The sequence below is a fragment of the Achromobacter maghribensis genome (assembly GCF_057334215.1).
This window is the reverse complement of the sequence record NZ_JBHFII010000005.1, coordinates 217,164-233,235: the sequence shown is the minus strand read 5'-3', so window position 1 is coordinate 233,235 and position 16,072 is coordinate 217,164. Positions and strand designations below refer to the sequence as shown.

The 16,072-nt window shown below is 65.2% G+C and carries 18 protein-coding genes; 3 read left to right on the top strand and 15 right to left on the bottom strand.

The features are described from left to right. The 5 genes from ACE039_RS02610 to ACE039_RS02590 form a co-directional block, all read right to left on the bottom strand. Window positions 1-241 (bottom strand): lipoate--protein ligase family protein (locus tag ACE039_RS02610; protein ID WP_485821615.1); only part of this gene is annotated, 241 nt, incomplete at its 3' end. Then, window positions 238-513: a lipoate-protein ligase small subunit gene (lplB, locus tag ACE039_RS02605; protein ID WP_105559744.1), complete on the bottom strand. Its 276-nt coding sequence runs from the start codon at window positions 511-513 to the stop codon at window positions 238-240. The genes lplB and ACE039_RS02610, both read right to left, overlap by 4 nt. 30 nt (window positions 514-543) lie before the next feature. Next, complete coding sequence (locus ACE039_RS02600) at window positions 544-1,008, bottom strand: GNAT family N-acetyltransferase (protein ID WP_485821614.1); 465 nt, start codon at window positions 1,006-1,008, stop codon at window positions 544-546. 17 nt (window positions 1,009-1,025) lie between these two features. Then, entirely contained in the window at window positions 1,026-1,727 is a 702-nt protein-coding gene (locus tag ACE039_RS02595; RefSeq protein WP_485821613.1) for a glutathione S-transferase N-terminal domain-containing protein, read from the bottom strand. Window positions 1,728-1,855: 128 nt separating this feature from the next. After that, window positions 1,856-2,767, bottom strand: coding sequence for a DMT family transporter (locus ACE039_RS02590; protein ID WP_485821612.1), 912 nt, complete (start codon window positions 2,765-2,767; stop codon window positions 1,856-1,858). A 121-nt stretch (window positions 2,768-2,888) separates the two neighbouring features. Between ACE039_RS02590 and ACE039_RS02585 the strand changes: the two genes are divergently transcribed. Beyond that, window positions 2,889-3,356, top strand: a complete 468-nt coding sequence (locus ACE039_RS02585) for an Lrp/AsnC family transcriptional regulator (protein WP_105559636.1) — start codon at window positions 2,889-2,891, stop codon at window positions 3,354-3,356. A 15-nt stretch (window positions 3,357-3,371) separates the two neighbouring features. Here the strand turns inward: ACE039_RS02585 and ACE039_RS02580 are convergent, their stop codons facing one another. The 3 genes from ACE039_RS02580 to ACE039_RS02570 all read right to left on the bottom strand — a co-directional run bounded on the left by ACE039_RS02580 (window position 3,372) and on the right by ACE039_RS02570 (window position 6,697). After that, window positions 3,372-3,863 carry a glutathione peroxidase gene (locus ACE039_RS02580; RefSeq protein ID WP_105559635.1) on the bottom strand — a complete coding sequence of 164 codons (492 nt, stop codon included), beginning with the start codon at window positions 3,861-3,863 and terminating at the stop codon, window positions 3,372-3,374. 90 nt (window positions 3,864-3,953) lie between these two features. Beyond that, window positions 3,954-5,150 (bottom strand): DUF1501 domain-containing protein, encoded by a 1,197-nt coding sequence (locus tag ACE039_RS02575; RefSeq protein WP_485821611.1) that lies wholly within the window; start codon window positions 5,148-5,150, stop codon window positions 3,954-3,956. Window positions 5,151-5,158: 8 nt separating this feature from the next. Further along, window positions 5,159-6,697, bottom strand: coding sequence for a DUF1800 domain-containing protein (locus ACE039_RS02570; protein WP_485821610.1), 1,539 nt, complete (start codon window positions 6,695-6,697; stop codon window positions 5,159-5,161). Between the two features lie 205 nt (window positions 6,698-6,902). Here ACE039_RS02570 and ACE039_RS02565 point away from each other — a divergent pair, with 205 nt between their 5' ends. After that, window positions 6,903-7,235, top strand: a complete 333-nt coding sequence (locus tag ACE039_RS02565) for a hypothetical protein (protein ID WP_485821609.1) — start codon at window positions 6,903-6,905, stop codon at window positions 7,233-7,235. A gap of 7 nt (window positions 7,236-7,242) precedes the next feature. Here the strand turns inward: ACE039_RS02565 and phrB are convergent, their stop codons facing one another. After that, window positions 7,243-8,661, bottom strand: coding sequence for a deoxyribodipyrimidine photo-lyase (phrB, locus tag ACE039_RS02560; RefSeq protein WP_485821608.1), 1,419 nt, complete (start codon window positions 8,659-8,661; stop codon window positions 7,243-7,245). A gap of 268 nt (window positions 8,662-8,929) precedes the next feature. On the opposite strand from phrB, the gene ACE039_RS02555 reads away from it, so the two are divergent. After that, window positions 8,930-10,378: a CoA transferase gene (locus ACE039_RS02555; protein WP_105559628.1), complete on the top strand. Its 1,449-nt coding sequence runs from the start codon at window positions 8,930-8,932 to the stop codon at window positions 10,376-10,378. Between the two features lie 44 nt (window positions 10,379-10,422). Here ACE039_RS02555 and ACE039_RS02550 read toward each other — a convergent pair whose 3' ends face one another. The 6 genes from ACE039_RS02550 to ACE039_RS02525 form a co-directional block, all read right to left on the bottom strand. Then, window positions 10,423-10,959, bottom strand: a complete 537-nt coding sequence (locus ACE039_RS02550) for a peroxiredoxin (protein WP_105559627.1) — start codon at window positions 10,957-10,959, stop codon at window positions 10,423-10,425. 84 nt (window positions 10,960-11,043) lie between these two features. Then, entirely contained in the window at window positions 11,044-12,564 is a 1,521-nt protein-coding gene (locus ACE039_RS02545) for an adenylate cyclase (protein ID WP_485821607.1), read from the bottom strand. Between the two features lie 30 nt (window positions 12,565-12,594). After that, the gene (locus tag ACE039_RS02540) at window positions 12,595-12,759 is read right to left on the bottom strand and encodes a hypothetical protein (RefSeq protein WP_416025045.1); all 165 of its coding nucleotides are present in this window, start codon (window positions 12,757-12,759) and stop codon (window positions 12,595-12,597) included. Between the two features lie 250 nt (window positions 12,760-13,009). Further along, window positions 13,010-13,417 (bottom strand): DoxX family protein, encoded by a 408-nt coding sequence (locus ACE039_RS02535; RefSeq protein WP_485821606.1) that lies wholly within the window; start codon window positions 13,415-13,417, stop codon window positions 13,010-13,012. A 203-nt stretch (window positions 13,418-13,620) separates the two neighbouring features. Continuing rightward, the gene (dbpA, locus tag ACE039_RS02530; protein ID WP_105557133.1) at window positions 13,621-15,009 is read right to left on the bottom strand and encodes an ATP-dependent RNA helicase DbpA; all 1,389 of its coding nucleotides are present in this window, start codon (window positions 15,007-15,009) and stop codon (window positions 13,621-13,623) included. 163 nt (window positions 15,010-15,172) lie between these two features. Further along, window positions 15,173-15,931 carry an IclR family transcriptional regulator gene (locus ACE039_RS02525; RefSeq protein WP_105557134.1) on the bottom strand — a complete coding sequence of 253 codons (759 nt, stop codon included), beginning with the start codon at window positions 15,929-15,931 and terminating at the stop codon, window positions 15,173-15,175. Window positions 15,932-16,072 lie beyond the last annotated feature (141 nt).

Sequence of the window (16,072 nt, the reverse complement as noted above, 5' to 3'; positions counted from 1 at the left end):
GGCCCACGACCTCGATGCCGTGGCGCTTGGCGCCTTCAGGATCGACTTCATTTTTCAAGGACTGGAAACGGCCGATCACGACGGCGGGGGCGGACCATTCCCAGATGCGCAAGGTGGGCGGGCGCTGGCCGGCGCCGACTTCATCGGTGATGACGGCGTCCAGCGCCATGTGCAACGACGGAGCCTGTGGGCCTTCGTGAATCAGTTGCCAGTCGTAGTCGTTCCAGTCGGTGCGCGTCATGCCAGCGCCCTCCGCAAGACGACGGCCACGGCTTCGGCGGAAAAGCCGAACAGCTCGGCGTCGGCGGGCAGCGCGGACTGGACGGCGACTGCCAACTCCAGTTCGCCAGCATCGGCGGGCATGCCGTTCAGGCCGTTGTTGATGGCTTCAAGCGCTTCGGGAGGCTCAAGAAAAAAATCACCGCTGATACGGACATTGGCCAGGCGGCCATCGCGCACTTCCAGATCCGCGACGACCAGTTTGCCGCCGGGGACTTTGTATTCACCATGCATGGACGTTCCTTGCAAAATCATCTACTTGCACTACAGGCTGAGTTTCATGCCATCGTGGCTGGCCGTGAAACCCAGGCTTTCATAAAACCGTCGTGCATCCGGGCGCGCGCGGTCGGTGGTCAGCTGGACAATGCCGCATCCCTGGATGCGGCATTGTTCGATCGCCCATTCGAACATGGCGCGCCCCAGGCCTTCACCGCGTGACGACGAGGCGATGCGCACGCTCTCGATTTGTCCGCGCCATTGGCCCAGGCGCGACAGGCCGGGTATGAACGATAACTGCAAACAGCCGACCAGGTGCGAATCGCGCTCGACCACCGCCAGGAATTGATTGGAATCCTGGTTGATTGCCGCGAACGCGGCGACGTAGCGCGGATTCGGCGGCACGGAAGGGTCTTCACGCGTGGCGCCGAGTTCGTCGTCGGCCAGCATCGCGACAATATGCGGCAAGTCTTCGGCGCGGGCGCGGCGGAACGCCAGTTTCGGTTCTGTCATGGGCCGTCTCCGGAGGCTCAGCGGGCGACTTGCTGCGCGGTCTGGCCGAACAGGATGCGGCGGGATTCCTCGTCGCTGATCGACGGTGCGGTGTTGATGGTGTCGGCCAGTGCATAGGCGCGCTGCGTGGCGGGGCGCGCGGCAATCGCGTTGAACCAGCGCTGCAGGTGCGGGAAGTCGTTCAAATCCTGGCCTTGCTTGGCGTGCGGCACGATCCAGGGGTAGGCGGCCATATCCGCGATGGAGTAGTCGCCCGCGACGAATTCGCGGTCGGCCAGCCGTTTGTTCAGCACGCCGTACAGGCGGTTCGTTTCCTTGACATAGCGGTCGATGGCGTAGGCGATGCGTTCCTGCGCGTAGCCCGAAAAGTGGTGATTCTGGCCCGCCATGGGACCCAGGCCGCCCATCTGCCAGAACAGCCATTGCGAGACTTCGGCGCGGCCGCGCACGTCGGCGGGCAGAAAGCGCCCGGTCTTCTCGGCCAGGTACTGCAGGATGGCACCGGATTCGAACAACGAAATCGGCGCGCCGCCGTCGGCGGGGGCCTGGTCGACGATCGCAGGAATGCGGTTGTTCGGCGCAATGGCCAGGAACTCAGGTTTGAACTGGTCGCCGCGGCTGATGTTCACCGGGTGAATCTCGTAGGGCAGGCCGGTTTCTTCAAGGAACAGCGTGATCTTGTGGCCGTTGGGCGTGGTCCAGTAGTAGAGATCGATCATGGGAGCGTCCTGGGAATCATGGCACCGCCGGCGGGGGCCGGCGGATGGGAAAAGCCATGATAGCGGGGACGGCTTGGCCCCAACCTGAATAACCGGGGCCCGGGTGCGGGTTTCCCCTCGTGCCGGGGTCAGGCGGCGCGCGCGCCCGGGCGGGCGCGGCCCGGCAAGCGCCAGGTCCAATTCAGGCTGACGCCCGCGGCGGCCAGGAAGATCATCGCCACGCCCACGACCTGGGTGACGTCCATGCGATGGCCGTAGACCACGAAATCCAGCAGGATGGCCACGGCGGGGTAGATGAAACTGAGCGCGGCGGTGGAGGTGGTGGGCAGCTTCTGGATGGCCGAGTACATCAGGATGTACATCAGGCAGGTGTGGATCAGGCCCAGCGCCACCAGATACCCCCACTGCAGCGGGGCGGCGGGCAGGGCGTTGAAATCCGCCATGGGCAGCAGCATGATGGCGCCAAGCGCGACTTGCACCAATGCCAGCACCTGCGGCGGGATGCCCGTCAACCGCTTGACGATGATGGCGGTCACGCCGTAGAGCGCCGCCGCGCCCAGCCCCAGCATCAGCCCCGTCAGATAGCCGGCGCCGTCCGCGCCGCCGGTGTCCGACAGACGCAGTACCAGCAGCAGCCCGGCAAAGGCCACGACCGTCCAGGCCAGCTTGCCGCGCGAGGGGCGTTCGCCCAGGAACAGCACGCCCAGCCCGATCAGGAAAAACGGCTGCACGTTATAGACCGCCGTGGCCAGCGAGATCGATGCCAGCCGGTATGCCGAGAACAGCAGCACCCAGTTCAGCACCAGCGCGGCGCCCGCCCCAAGCGCCAGGGCCAGCGTTCTTGCCGTGAACAGGCCGGGCTTGAGCAGCCCGCGCGCCCAGCAATACAGGAACAGCGACAAGGCTCCGAAGACGCAGCGGAAAAAAACCACGTTCCAGGCGCTTTGACCGGATTCGATGACGAAGACGCCAAGCGTGCCGGACAGGGTCATGGCGGCGGCCATTTGCGCCAGGCCGAGGCGTTCTGATACGGAATTCATGTGGGTTCTCCGGGCGGGCGATCCGCGATGTACGATGGAGAAATTATCCCAGGCAGATAAACGTGGTTATATGATGTTCCTGTGGTGCTTTTAATGTCATACCTTCTTTTAGGTGGAATTTATGCAAAACGACCTAAAAAACGAAAACCCTGTTCTGGATGGCATCGACCGCAGGCTGGTTGAGACCCTGTCAGTCAACGCGCGCACCACCACGGCCGACCTGGCGCGGCAGGTGGGCATGTCGGCGCCCAGCGTGGCGGATCGCCTGCGGCGCCTGGAGGAGTCGGGCGTCATTCGGGCCTATACGCTGGATGTGGATCCGGTGGCGCTGGGCTACACGCTGGAGGCGATCGTGCGCATTCGGCCCTTGCCGGGGCAACTGCGGCACGTCGAGGGATTGATCCAGGAGATCCCGGAATTCGTGGAATGCGACAAGGTGACGGGCGATGACTGCTTCATCGCCCGCGTGGTGCTGAGGTCCATTTCGCACCTGGACGGCATCCTTGAGCGCGTGACGGAATTTGCTGAAACCAATACCGCCATCGTCAAGGCGCACACGGTGCGCCGCCGGCTGCCGCCGCTGCGGTAGGCGGGGGCCGGGGCCTTAGACGGGGGCGGAGAGCGCCTGGACGATGTCGTCCTTCAGGCCCGACGGCGTGTCGGTGGGCGCGTAGCGCTTGATGACCCGGCCGTCCCGGCCGACGAGAAACTTGGTGAAGTTCCACTTGATGCCTTCGGTGCCGAAGACGCCGGGCTTTTCACCCTTCAGCCAGCGGTACAGGGGATGCGCATCCGCGCCGTTGACGTCGACCTTGGCGTACAGCGGGAAGGTGATGTCGTATTGGGTCGAGCAGAAGTTGCGGATCTCGGCTTCATCGCCGGGCTCCTGGTGGCCGAACTGGTCGCACGGGAAACCCAGCACGGTCAGGCCGTCGTCGCGCAGCGCGCGGTAGAGTTCTTCCAGGCCCGCGTATTGCGGCGTGAAGCCGCACTTGGAGGCAACGTTCACGACCAGCAGCACGCGGCCCCGGTAAATGTCCAGCGAGCGGTCTTCTCCGTTGATGTCGCGGGCGGTGAAATCGTAGATATTGCTCATGCGGGCTCCTGTGGCAGGCGTCTGGACGCGGGGGCGCCAGTGCGCGGCCTGCCGTCGAGTGTAGCGCCTGGACGCGTCCGCGAACGCGGTTTAGACCAGCTTCAGGTCTAGCGGCGCAACGCCTGGGAACACCTGCGCCAGGCGCGCCTTGTCCAGCCCGTACAAGCGCGAGAACAAGCCAGCGAAGACGGCCCGGTACTCGTTCAGCACGGGGTAGTCGCGGTCCTGGAACAGGGTGTCGCGCTTGACCGCCACCTGCCGGCCCGCGATGCGTCCGCCTTGCACATTGCCGCCCATGACCCAATACACCGTGCCATGCCCGTGGTCGGTGCCCTTATTGCCGTTTTCGCGGAACGTCCGGCCGAATTCGCTGATCACCACGACCGTGGTCTGCCGCCAGGCGGGGCCCATTTCTTCGGCATAGGCGGCAAGGGCCCGGCCGAGTTGGCCCAAGCGATTGGCCAGCCCGCCCGATGCGGCGCCTTGTCCCACATGCGTGTCCCAGCCGCCGACATCGACGAAGCCCAGGTTGTAGCGGTCGCTCATGAAGCGGGCGATGCGGCGGATCTCCAATTCAAGCTTGTCGGTGGAGACGGCATTGCCGTTGGCTGCCTTCATTTCGGCGTCGATCTCCGACCGTGCGGCGCCCATGACGCGTTGCCCTTCGGTAACCGCTGCGTGTAGATCGGTGCCTTCATAGAGCGAAGCGATAATGCGGGCGTCGTCATCGCTCAGGCGGGACTTGCTGCCCGCGCCCATCAGGTCGATGTTGGGGATGCGGGCGTCGCCCCTGAATATCTGTGGCACTTCGGAGGTAAAGGTCGCCGCCTGCGGCTGCTTGCCGTTGAGGGCAGTGGCCAGGCGGTTGAGGAATCCCGACCGGTAATTGCCGCTCTGGCCCGCGCCCAGCCCGCGTTCGATGCTGCTCTGCGTTTCGAAATGGCTGCGGGTAAGGTCCTCGGTTCCGGCGAACGGCACGAAGGCCAATTGGCGCTTTTCATAGAACGGCAACAGGCTTTCGGCCAGCGCCGGGTGCAGCGCCCAGCCATCGGCCAGCGGCAAGGCCGACCCCGGCCCGCCACCCGGCCGGCCGATCGCGATGTTGGGGCGGGATTCATAGTAGAAGTCGCTGCTGGCGGGAACCAGCAGGCTGGCGGCGTCGTAGGCGCCGCGCATGAAGACCACCAGCAGGCGGTTGCCGGATGCGGCGGGGGCGGCATAGATACGGCTACCCCCCAGCACCAGCGGGGCGGCAGCCATCAATTGCAGAAGTCGGCGGCGATCCATGGGGGCTCCTAGCGGCGCATGAACTCTGGCGAGGCCAGCAGGTAGGTGTTGGCGAGCACCGTCGATTTGGCTTGCTCGATCGCCTTGCGTGTACGCGGCGACAGGGACGAAAACAGGCCGTTTGCGTCGTTGGCTTTCAGCAGGTTCGGTGGTTTCGGGACGGTGGCCGGGCGGTCATCCGGACCTTCACGATAGAAGGATAGCGGCGAGCCCGCAATGGCGCTGGCGATCTCGAAGCGCACCGTCATTTGCCCGGACCCTGACCAGTCCGATTGGGATAGCGGATAGCCGTCCGGCGTCAGATGTTGATTCAGGGGTTGTCCAAGCCGCTTGAGCAGGTTGACGCCTACTCCAGAGTTGATGATTGGCGGCAAACCGTCATACGCCAACCTTAACGACGAGTAGAGGTAGTGCACGGGATCCTTGAACACGCCGGTCTTTAGCGATGCGGCAAACTCCGGCGACGCGAAGAGCGTCTGGAGCGTGGCGGAAATATCCCCGTCCTTGTCCAGAAAGGTCCGGCTCATCTTGTCGACCAAAGACGCCGGTGGCGTGTCGCCCACGAAATAGGTGGCCAGTTTTCTGCTGATGAACTTCGCGGTGGCGGGGTGACGCGCCAACAGGTCCGCAGCCTGCTCCACCTCTGGCATGCCGGCGCCGGCAATGGAGTGGCCCAGGAACATCTTGTTCCCAAAGTCATGACGCGCTGGATTGAAAAGAAAATAGCCGTCCTGCACAATCTGCGCCCGTAAGGCGGGCTTGATCTCTGGCGGCGCCAGGCTATTGCTGATACCCAGGCCGGTGAGGATGCGGGCCAGCTCTTGCACGTCGTTTTGGGAGTAGCCGCCGTTCACCCCCAATGTGTGCAGCTCCATCAATTCGCGCGCGTAGTTTTCGTTGATCTTGCCCGCCATGTTCTGCGTGTTGTCCAGATAGATCAGCATGGACGGCGATCGCATGGTGGCGGCCAGCAGGTCGCGGAACTTTCCCAAGGCATGCGGGCGGATAGCACGGTCTTCATACTGGGAGAGAAAGATCCCGACGTCCCCCTTCTGGAGATCCACGTTGAAGTGATTCATCCAGAACCAGGTCATCTGATCCTGCAATTGGTTGCTGCTGTACAGGGCCCGCAAGAAAGCGCGTTCGTTCACTCCGGCTGCGCGTCGTGACGACATCTGTCGCGCTTTGCGGTTTACCTCTACCTTTTTGTCTTCCGGAAGTTTCTTCGCCCGCCGCCGTAGATCCATTTGGGCCGCCCGCGCATCTTCGTCTGATTGCCGGGAAATTGCCAAGGCATCGATACGCCGCTGCACCGCTTCCGGCAACTTGTCTTGCGCCGCCGGGTGCAATTGCGCCTGCAAGTAGCGGTCGATTCCCAACTTGCTGGCGCGCGCCAGTTCTGTGGGCGTCGCGCCCCACGTCACCCGATTGACGATAGCGGCTTCCCGCGCTTGCGATTGGGTGTCTTGTTGGGCAAGCACGCCTCCGGCCAGCGGCAGGAGCAATAGCGGCGCAAAGCGCAACAGCCAAGCAATCGGCGATGCCATAGGGCGGTGTCCTTTAAACAGGCGACTTAACGTCAGACAGAGTATTCACCTAAGCGATCCCTGGCGACTCATCCTTGAAACGCAAGGAAACGAATCGTTTATCCGGCCGTCTTTATCCCGGTGCCCGGGAGGGGCCATTCATGCCTTGCGGAGACGGCCGTCCTATCATGTCGCATCAACATCGAGCATCAGCAGGAGAGCCGCGATGGAAGGAATGATCGAACGCCTGGAGGCCATGCTGGCCAAGGGCACCGACAATATGTTGCTGCGGTTTTCGCTGGGCAAGGCCTATGCCGAGCAAGACTGCTTTCGCGAAGCTGAACCACACCTGCGGGCGGGGTTGGCGTTCGACCCCGCTTACTCGGTCGCGTGGAAATGGCTGGGCAAGGCGTGCCAGGGGCAAGGCAACCTGGACGGCGCGCGGGCGGCGTGGACCGCCGGCCTGGAGGCCGCTCAGGCACGCGGAGACAAGCAGGTCGAAAAGGAATTGCAGGTGTTCATCAAGCGGCTGGACAAGCAGGCCGCGGCGGGCGGCTGAGCCGGCCTTAAACGGCAGGCAGATTGCCGAACGCCTCCAGCGCGCGCAGGCGGCTTTGCGCCAGGTCCACGATGGGCGCGGGGTAGCCCGCCGCCGCGCGTTCCATCGGGCTGGGGTCGTGGATGGCCTGGTCGTCCAGGTGAGCCAGTTCGGGCAGCCATTCACGCAGGAAGGCGCCGCGCGGATCGAAACGGCGGGATTGCGACAAGGGGTTGAACACACGGAAGTAGGGCACCGCGTCGGCCCCGGTTGACGCGCTCCATTGCCAGCCGCCGTTATTGGCCGCCAAATCGCCATCCACCAGTTGCGCCATGAACCACGCTTCGCCCAGTCGCCAATCGATCAGCAGGTTTTTCGACAGGAACATGGCCGTGACCATGCGTAGCCGGTTGTGCATCCAACCCAGCGCCAGCAACTGGCGCATGGCGGCATCGACGATGGGGATGCCCGTCTTGCCGTATTGCCAGGCGTGCAGGTCCGCAGGCGCGTCGCGCCAGGGCACGGCGGCCGTTTCCGGTTTCATGGGCCGGTGCATGGACAGCGACGGATAAGCGGCCAATAGATGCTGATAGAACTCGCGCCACAGCAGTTCGTTGATCCAGGTGGTGGCGCCCGCCTTGCCGCTGTCCAGTTCACCCTGGTTGGCGGCAAGCGCGGCGCGCAGCGCCTGGCCGGGCGACAGCACGCCCGCCGCCAGATAGGGCGACAGGCAGCTGGTGCCGGGCAACGAGGGGAAGTCGCGCTCGTCCTTGTAGGCGTCGATGACGCCGTCGGCGAAGGCGGCCAGCCGCTCGCCGGCGGCCGCTTCACCCGCGGGCCACAGCGCGCGCACGGCGTCGCTCGGGGGCGCGAAACCGTCAAACGCGTCGGGCAGGGGATCCGCTGCCCAGGGCGGCGCGGCTTGGGCTCGTGGCGCGGGCACGGGGCGAAGCGGCGCCGTGCGCAGCCGTTCCCGGCAGGTGCGCGCATAGGGCGTGTAGACGCGGTAGCACTCGCCTTTACCGGTCAGCACCGTACCCGGACGAAGCAGCGAGGCGCCGTGGTGCAACGTCCAATCCACGCCGTCCGCCTGCAGCGCGTCGGCCACTGCCGCGTCGCGGCGGCGTTCGTTGATGGCCCATTCGGTGTTGGCATGGACTTGCGCGATCCCGTGCGCCTGGCAAAAGCCTGCGATGGCACGGGGAGCGTCGTCCCAGTCGGCAACTGTCAATAATTTGAGAGGAATGCCGAGCGCGCCCAGATCGCCCGCAAGCTCGCGCAGGTTGCGCAGCCAGAAATCGACCTTGGCCGGCGCGTCGCCATGTCGGCGCCACTGCCCGGGCGACGCCAGGAACAGCGCGGTGACCGTGCCGTTCTCGGCGGCGGCAGCCAATGCGGGGTTGTCGTGCAGGCGCAAGTCGGTGCGCAGCCAGAGTAGCGTGTTCATCTAGGACCTGGGCGAGATCGGCGGACAAGCGGTCCGGCCAGTCAGGCTGGCATTCTAGCTTGCGGCCCGGTCTTGGAAGACGATGTAAAAACTACGAGTAGATGTGACGGGGGATTCACGTCGGGAGGGGAGCGGGGTACAGGGCCAAGGCTGCGCTTATGCCGTCCCGTCGCGGTCAAACCATGAAACACGCTGGCGCTGCGGACGTATTGACGCGCTTGGCCCTGGGCCATGTAATGCCATTAACGACGAAAGCAAAGTGAACGCTATGGGAAATCTGATGGACCTCCGCCCGTCCTTTCTGAGAGGACGCACACCCGCCGGCAAGACGTCCCGCGACGTCCTGCAAGCGCTTTGGCGTTCACTTGACCTTCCCGGCGAGTCGCTGGAGCACGTGCTGCTGACCGGCGCCGAGCCAGTGTTGCCCTCGTCGTTCGCGGTGGGCACTGCGGCGCAGGCCAGCATGGCCGCCGCCGCCTTGGCTGCGGCCGAACTGTGGCACCTGCGGGGCGGCGCCCGGCAGCAGGTCAGCGTCGACATGCTGCATGCCGCGCAAGAATGCCGCAGCCACTTCAAGATCAACGGCGTGACGCCCAACCCATGGGATCCCATCAGCGGCGTGTATCGCTGCGGGGACGGGGGCTGGGTGCGTATCCACGCCAATTTCGCGCATCATCGCGACGGCGCGTTGGCGTTGCTGGGCTGTCCAACCGGCGAGGGCACCACGCGCGAAACCGTGGAGCGCGCGTTGAGCCGCTGGAAGGCACTGGATTTCGAGCAAGTCGCCGCGGATGCCGGCATGGTGGTGTCCGCCATGCGCAGCTTCGACGAATGGGACCACCACGCGCAGGGCCAGGCGATTGCCTCCCAACCCTTGATGACGATCGAGCGCATCGGCGAAGCCGATCCTCGCCCCTTGCCCAAGTTCGGGCACGATGCGCGTCCGCTGAAGGACATCCGCGTGCTTGACCTGACCCGCATCATCGCGGGGCCGGTCTGCGGGCGGGCGCTGGCCGCCTATGGCGCCGACGTGATGCTGGTGAATTCGCCGCAGTTGCCCAATATCGACAACATCATCGACACCAGCCGCGGCAAGTTGTCCGTGCTGGCCGATCTGGACACGGCGGACGGCCGCATCGCGCTGGGCAACCTGCTGCGTAGCGCGCACGTGTTCGTGCAGGGATACCGGCCCGGCGGCATGGCTGCGTTGGGCTTTGGCCCCCAGGATGCCGCGCGCATCCGGCCGGGCATCGTTTATGTGTCGCTGTCTGCCTACGGCAATGTCGGCCCTTGGGCCAACCGCCGCGGCTTCGATTCCCTGGTGCAGACGGCAACCGGCTTTAACCATGCCGAGGCGCAGGCCGCGGGGCAAGAAACGCCGAAACCGCTGCCCATGCAGATCCTGGACCATGCGTCGGGATACCTGATGGCGTTTGGCGCGCAAGCCGCGCTGGCGCGGCAGGTGACCGAAGGCGGCAGCTGGCATGTCCGCGTGTCGCTGGCGCAGACCGCGCATTGGCTGCGCAGCCTGGGGAGGGTCGAGGGCGGGCTTGCCTGTCAGATGCCGGGGTTCGAAGGCTTGCTGGAGACCGAACCGTCGGGCTTCGGTGAACTGTTGGCTGTGCGCCATGCCGCGCGGTTCTCGGAAACGCCCGCTCGTTGGACGCGTCCGTCCAGTCCGCCCGGGACGCATCCTCCGGTCTGGCCGTTCAATTAAGGCGCCATCGCCGCACCCCGGGCGCCGCCCGGGGCGAATCCCCGTTATTGCTTGGCCTTCCAGTCGCGCAGCGCGCGCATGGTGTTGGCGACGTGCGAATCCGGGTTCATGTCCGTGAATTCATAAAGGATCTTGCCTTGCGGCGAGATCACATAGGACACCCGTTGCGCGTACTCGGGACGCTTGTCGTGCACGGCGTCATAAGCTTTCATGATCTTGCCGTCGCCATCGGCCGCCACGGCAAACTTGCTGCGGCATTCGCTGACCGAAAACTTGTTCAGAGTGTCGATGTTGTCGGTCGACACCCCAATGACGGTGGCACCCAACGACTTGTACTCATCCGTGGCTTCGGCGAAGTTGTGCGCTTCGATCGTGCAGCCCTTCGAAAACGCGGCCGGGAAGAAATACAGCACGACCGGCCCCTGCTTCAGGGCTTCGGCCAGCTTGAAGTTGAAGACGTTGCCGCCCAGGGAAGCCTGCGTGCTGAAGTCGGGGGCGGGCGCGCCCACGTTCAAGGCAGCCTGCGCCGACGTGCCGGCCAGCACGCCGCAGAGCATCAAGCAAGAAACAAGGCGATTCATAGGAAAGCTCCGGTATCCAATGCGCCGCGGGGCGGGACCGCAGCAAAGTGCCTACTGTAGTCCCGTCGTTTGCGCGGGTCCAGTTCAGTCGCGGTTGGGCCCGCCCTTGCCCTCGCCGCGTTGCGCCTCGCGGCCGCCGCCACCGCCGCCGCCTCCACCGCCTTGTTGCGGCGGGCGGTTCTCAGGCCGGGACGAAGCCTGCTGGCGTGCTTGCTGTTGGGCTTGCTGCTGGGCTTGTTGCTGCGCCTGCTGGCGCTGTTGATGCTGCTGTTCGCGCGCTTGCTGTTGCTGCGATTCGCGCGCCTGCTGCTGACGCGCCTGCTGTTGCTCGCGCGCTTGCCGTGCCTGCTGTTGCTGGTCGCGGTCTTGTTGTTGCCGCGCCGCCTGTTGCGCTTGCTGATCGCGCGCTTGTTGCTGGCGAGATTGCTGTTGTTCACGAGATTGCTGTTCGCGGGCTTGTTGATCGCGGGCTTGCTGCTGCTGTGCGCGTTGTTGCTGTTGTTGCTGCTGCTGATCCCGCCCGGGATCCCGCGCCTGCTGCGGCGCTGGCGATTGCGGGCGCGAGGTGCCCGTGACGGTCTGCCCCGGATTCTGTTGCGGACCGCGCTGCGGCGTGGCGTCGCCTGGGCGGCCGTCCGAGCCGGGCCGTCCATTCTGATTGCCATTCTGGCCGCGCCCGGCGTTGGGGCCGCCGGTCATATTGGAAGCGGGTGCACCATTGGGCGCGCCGGCGCCCTGGCGATTGTCGTGCCCTTGATCCCGCCCGTTCCCCGGGCGTCCATCCCCGCCCGGGCGTTGCATGTCGGGGCGCTGCGAGTCGGACGGACGGCCATTGTTGTTCGGATGGTCAACGAACGCCTGGGGCGGACGGCCCTTGTTGTGTTCGTAAAACTGCGCGCGGTTGTTGCCGGCATCGCGCACGAAGCCGCGCTGGATGTCGGTGGGCGGCGCGTGGCGGTCCTTGCGGGCGGCGAGCTCGCGCGGGTCGGCGCTGCGGCGGATGCCATCGGGGCCGCCGTGATAGCTGACGCGACGGTTGTCGACGTTATTGACGATGACGGTGTGGTTGTAGACGTTGGTCACGCGGGTGACGTTCACGTTGGTCACCGACCGGTTGTAGTAGAAGCGGTCGCGTTTCCAATAGCCGCCGACGTAGCCGATACCGACATAACCGAAGCCATAGTTGATGCCACCATAGAACCCCACGTGGGGGCCCCAATAGCCGGCGTTCCAGATATACAGGCCGTTCACGAAGCCCCAGTACCCAGGCGTCCAGAGCGCGCCGTTATAAGGCGCCATCACCCAGGCGCCGGGCACCCAGAAAAAGCCGTAGCGGTTGCGGCTCCAGTAGCCGGGCACCCACATGTAGCCGTCGGCGGGCGCGGGTGGCTGCACGTAGACGGGCAGGGGCGGCGGCGGTTCGGGGCTGCGGTCCACCAGCGCCAGGTTGACATTGGCGGGGTCGCTGCCGTCATAGGCCGGGGCGGCGGGCGCCTCGGGCGGGGGCGGCGGGGCGTAGGTCTGCGCCGCCGCGCTGGCACAGGCTGCCAGCAGGGCTGCGGTGGCCAAGGGCCGCACGCGGGAAATCCGGACGGAATATGTCATGGCTGTTCCTGATCGCCTCGGTGGCGAGGATCAATATCCGCGATAGTAATAATGCGGGGCGGGATACGCCGGGTAATAGTAGTGCGGCGTGTAATAGACGGGGGCCGGGCGGTAGTAGCCCGGGCGGGCCGGGACCACCACGCATCCCGTCAACGAACTGGCTATTGCCAGGACCACCAGCAGACGCTTCTTCATTTTGGTCACTCCAAACCAGCGCCGGGCGTGCGATGCAGTGCCTGATGCGCTGATACGGATTAGGCCATACCCTCAGGCCCGAGTTCGCGCCTGTAATCGTTCCGAAACAGCTTTCCGGTGACGGATGTTTGCGCCTGAGTGACAGCGCATGTCGTTCGTATCAATCTCTGCTGGAAAAGCCACGGGGCCGCCTGAGCGACCCCGTTTTTCGTGCCTGGCGCCGTCAATCGGCGCCACGCGGTCCCGCGTGTCAGTTCCAGCGGCCGCCGTTGCCGGCCAGGCTGAATCGGCCGGCGCCCATGAAGGCGATGGCCAGGGCGGTGAAGAGGAACATGCCTTGCAGTTCCAGAGCCCAGCCGCCGTTGTTGGTGGTGCTGCCCAACTGGCCGGTATGGGCCAGCATGATCGCAACCACCATATTGACGGCGATTACCAGGCCGCCCAGACGGGTGTAGACGCCGATGATGAGCAGTACCGGCGCGATGATCTCGCCGATATAGACGCCATAGGCCAAAAAGCCGGGCAGCCCGTGCGACGACAGCATGCCGCTGATGCCGGTGACGCCGCCGCCCATCAATTTGGACAGGCCATGGAGCAGAATCAGAATGCCGAGGGTCAGGCGCAGGATCAGCTTGCCGGTATCGTCGGACTTGATCATGGTGGGTTTCTCTTGTGATGGTTAAGGGGACAGCGGCTCGTTGGAGCACGCCGTTGACCTTTGGTTCCGCAGCCGGCGCGCCGCGATGGGAGCGGAAACGCCGGGCAGGGCGGGGCCATTATGGCAAAACCCGAGCAAAATCATCAAGCAATCATCGCGGTCTTTCTACCGCTTCACCGTAAAAAAACCTGACCCGGCAGCAATCAGAATTCTTCAAGGAACCGCATGCGGAAGCGGCGGCCCTTGATGTTGCTGTTGGACACGCGCGAGAACACTTGCTTGGCGATCTGGCGGTCCAGCGCAACGTAGGAATTGAATTCAGTGATGTTGATCTTGCCGACCTGTTCGAAGGTCAGGCCGCCATCGCCCGTCAGGGCGCCCAGCAAGTCGCCCGGGCGCAGCTTGTCTTTCTTGCCGCCCTGGATGCACAGCGTGACCATCGGCGCGCGCAGGGGGCGATCCGCCTTGGGCTTCAGGGATTTGATGTCGCCCCACTTCAGGGGCGAGCCCTGGTATTGCTCGACCAGGTTGGCCCAACGCATTTCGTCGGGCGAACACAGGCTGAGCGCCAGGCCCTTCTGGTCGCCCCGGCCGCTACGGCCGATGCGGTGAACGTGTACTTCGGTGTCCTTGGTGACGTCCACGTTGATGACGGCGCCCAGGTTCTGGATGTCCAGCCCGCGGGCGGCGACATCGGTGGCGACCAGCACGGCGCAACTCTGGTTGGCGAACTGGATCAGGATCTCGTCGCGCTCGCGCTGTTCCAGGTCGCCGTTCAGGGCCTGGGCGCTGATGCCGTCGGCCTGCAGCCGTTCCACCAGGTCATGGCTGCGAACCTTGGTGTTGCAGAAGGCCAGCGTGGAAACCGGGCGGAAATGCGCCAGCAGGCGGGCCACGGCATCCAGGCGGTCTTTGCCGTCGATCTCGTAGAAGATCTGCTCGATGCGGCTGGCGTCGTGCTGCGCCTCTACCTTGACTTCGGCGGGGTTGCGCAGGAAGCGGGCGCTGAGTTTGCGGATGTTGTCCGGGTAGGTGGCCGAAAACAGCAGCGTCTGGCGCTTGGCCGGGCAGTGCGAGGCGATGGCGACGATGTCGTCGTAGAAGCCCATGTCGACCATGCGGTCGGCTTCATCCAGCACCAGCGTGGTCAGGCCGGACAAGTCCAGGCTGCCGCGCGTCAGGTGGTCCTGGATGCGGCCGGGCGTGCCGACGACCAGGTGGGCGCCGCGCGCCAGCGATTCGGCCTGGGGGCGGGCGGCCGCGCCGCCGCACAGAGTCAGGATCTTGACGTTCGGGATCAGGCGCGCCAGCCGGCGCAGTTCCTGCGCCACCTGGTCGGCCAGTTCGCGGGTGGGGCACACCAGCAGCGCCTGCGGCGTCAACTGGCTTGCGTCCAGCTTTTGCAGTACGCCCAGGCCGAACGCCGCGGTCTTGCCGCTGCCGGTCTTGGCCTGCGCGATGATGTCGCGGCCTTCCAGGATAAGCGGCAGGCTTTGCGCCTGGATGGGCGTCATTTGCTCGAACCCCAGGCTTTGCAGGTTGTCGAGCAGGGCGGGCAAGAGGGGCAGGGAGGAGAAGGGCGTGTGGGTCACAATAAGGGGATCGCAAAAAACGCGAAAAACTGAGTCGACCGACAGTGTAAGCCCTGGCCCCCGCCCGGCCGTCGCGAGGCAAGCTGGCACGGCATAAAAAACGGGGACCGATAACGTTGCCGGGCGCGGGCATCATCGTGCCCGGCCTGGGCGCCCGTTGCGGTTACGGCTGCGGTTCGTACGTGCCGGCCAGCGCTCGGGCCGCTTCCTGCATGCGCGGCAGCCAGGCTCGCGCGCCGTCGATGGACAACCGGGCCACCGGCGCGTGCAGCGCGACTGCCGCGATGACGCGCGGACCATGCAGGATGGGGACGGCCATGCAGACGATGCCCAGCAGGAACTCCTCGCGGTCGAAGCTGGCGCCTTCCTTCTTGATGGCGCGCAACTCCTGCTCAAGCGAGGCGACGTCGCACAGGGTGTTGGGCGTGTAGCGCGGCAAGGGGGCGGCGGCCAGCAGGCGCGCGCGCGATTCACGCCGCATGTGGGCCAGGAACAGTTTGCCGCTGGCCGAACAGTGCAGCGGCACCCGCGAGCCCGTCTGCAGGTTCACGCGTAGCGGCCAGGCCGTTTCCACCCGATCCAGATAGATGACTTCGTCGCCATCCAGCATGGTGCAGTTGCAGGTTTCGCCGATTTCATCGACCAGGCTGTCCAGGATGCGGTGGCGCTCCCCGCGCAATGGCGAATTCAGCAGGGTTTCGCGTGCCAGGGCGCTTAGCCGCGGGCCGCTGACATAGCTTTTGCCAGCGGGCTCGCGCAGCAGCATGCCGGCTTCGACCAGCCGCGTCAGGATGCGCAGCACGGACGGCTTGGGCAGGCCGGTGGCGTCAGTCAGCGCGGCCAACGATACGGGGGTTTCGGAGCGGGCGACCTGTTCCAGCAAGGTCAGCGCGCGCAAAGCGGCGGAGGATTCGTCTTTCATCTTTCAATATTTGAAGATTCGGCGGCCAACGACCTATCGTCGCACGGATTTTGCAGAAAATGAAACGCCAGGGGGTGGGACGGGCGGGTTTTCTCCGGCAGTATCGATTCACCCCGGCCACGATGCAACCACACAAGCGCC

What these genes read in the sequence shown, in the direction of transcription:
- lplB (WP_105559744.1), bottom strand. Translation starts at nt 513, where the DNA reads ATGCATGGTGAATACAAAGTCCCCGGCGGCAAACTGGTCGTCGCGGAT.
- ACE039_RS02600 (WP_485821614.1), bottom strand. Translation starts at nt 1,008, where the DNA reads ATGACAGAACCGAAACTGGCGTTCCGCCGCGCCCGCGCCGAAGACTTG.
- ACE039_RS02595 (WP_485821613.1), bottom strand. Translation starts at nt 1,727, where the DNA reads ATGATCGATCTCTACTACTGGACCACGCCCAACGGCCACAAGATCACG.
- ACE039_RS02590 (WP_485821612.1), bottom strand. Translation starts at nt 2,767, where the DNA reads ATGAATTCCGTATCAGAACGCCTCGGCCTGGCGCAAATGGCCGCCGCC.
- ACE039_RS02585 (WP_105559636.1), top strand. Translation starts at nt 2,889, where the DNA reads ATGCAAAACGACCTAAAAAACGAAAACCCTGTTCTGGATGGCATCGAC.
- ACE039_RS02580 (WP_105559635.1), bottom strand. Translation starts at nt 3,863, where the DNA reads ATGAGCAATATCTACGATTTCACCGCCCGCGACATCAACGGAGAAGAC.
- ACE039_RS02575 (WP_485821611.1), bottom strand. Translation starts at nt 5,150, where the DNA reads ATGGATCGCCGCCGACTTCTGCAATTGATGGCTGCCGCCCCGCTGGTG.
- ACE039_RS02570 (WP_485821610.1), bottom strand. Translation starts at nt 6,697, where the DNA reads ATGGCATCGCCGATTGCTTGGCTGTTGCGCTTTGCGCCGCTATTGCTC.
- ACE039_RS02565 (WP_485821609.1), top strand. Translation starts at nt 6,903, where the DNA reads ATGGAAGGAATGATCGAACGCCTGGAGGCCATGCTGGCCAAGGGCACC.
- phrB (WP_485821608.1), bottom strand. Translation starts at nt 8,661, where the DNA reads ATGAACACGCTACTCTGGCTGCGCACCGACTTGCGCCTGCACGACAAC.
- ACE039_RS02555 (WP_105559628.1), top strand. Translation starts at nt 8,930, where the DNA reads ATGGGAAATCTGATGGACCTCCGCCCGTCCTTTCTGAGAGGACGCACA.
- ACE039_RS02550 (WP_105559627.1), bottom strand. Translation starts at nt 10,959, where the DNA reads ATGAATCGCCTTGTTTCTTGCTTGATGCTCTGCGGCGTGCTGGCCGGC.
- ACE039_RS02545 (WP_485821607.1), bottom strand. Translation starts at nt 12,564, where the DNA reads ATGACATATTCCGTCCGGATTTCCCGCGTGCGGCCCTTGGCCACCGCA.
- ACE039_RS02540 (WP_416025045.1), bottom strand. Translation starts at nt 12,759, where the DNA reads ATGAAGAAGCGTCTGCTGGTGGTCCTGGCAATAGCCAGTTCGTTGACG.
- ACE039_RS02535 (WP_485821606.1), bottom strand. Translation starts at nt 13,417, where the DNA reads ATGATCAAGTCCGACGATACCGGCAAGCTGATCCTGCGCCTGACCCTC.
- ACE039_RS02525 (WP_105557134.1), bottom strand. Translation starts at nt 15,931, where the DNA reads ATGAAAGACGAATCCTCCGCCGCTTTGCGCGCGCTGACCTTGCTGGAA.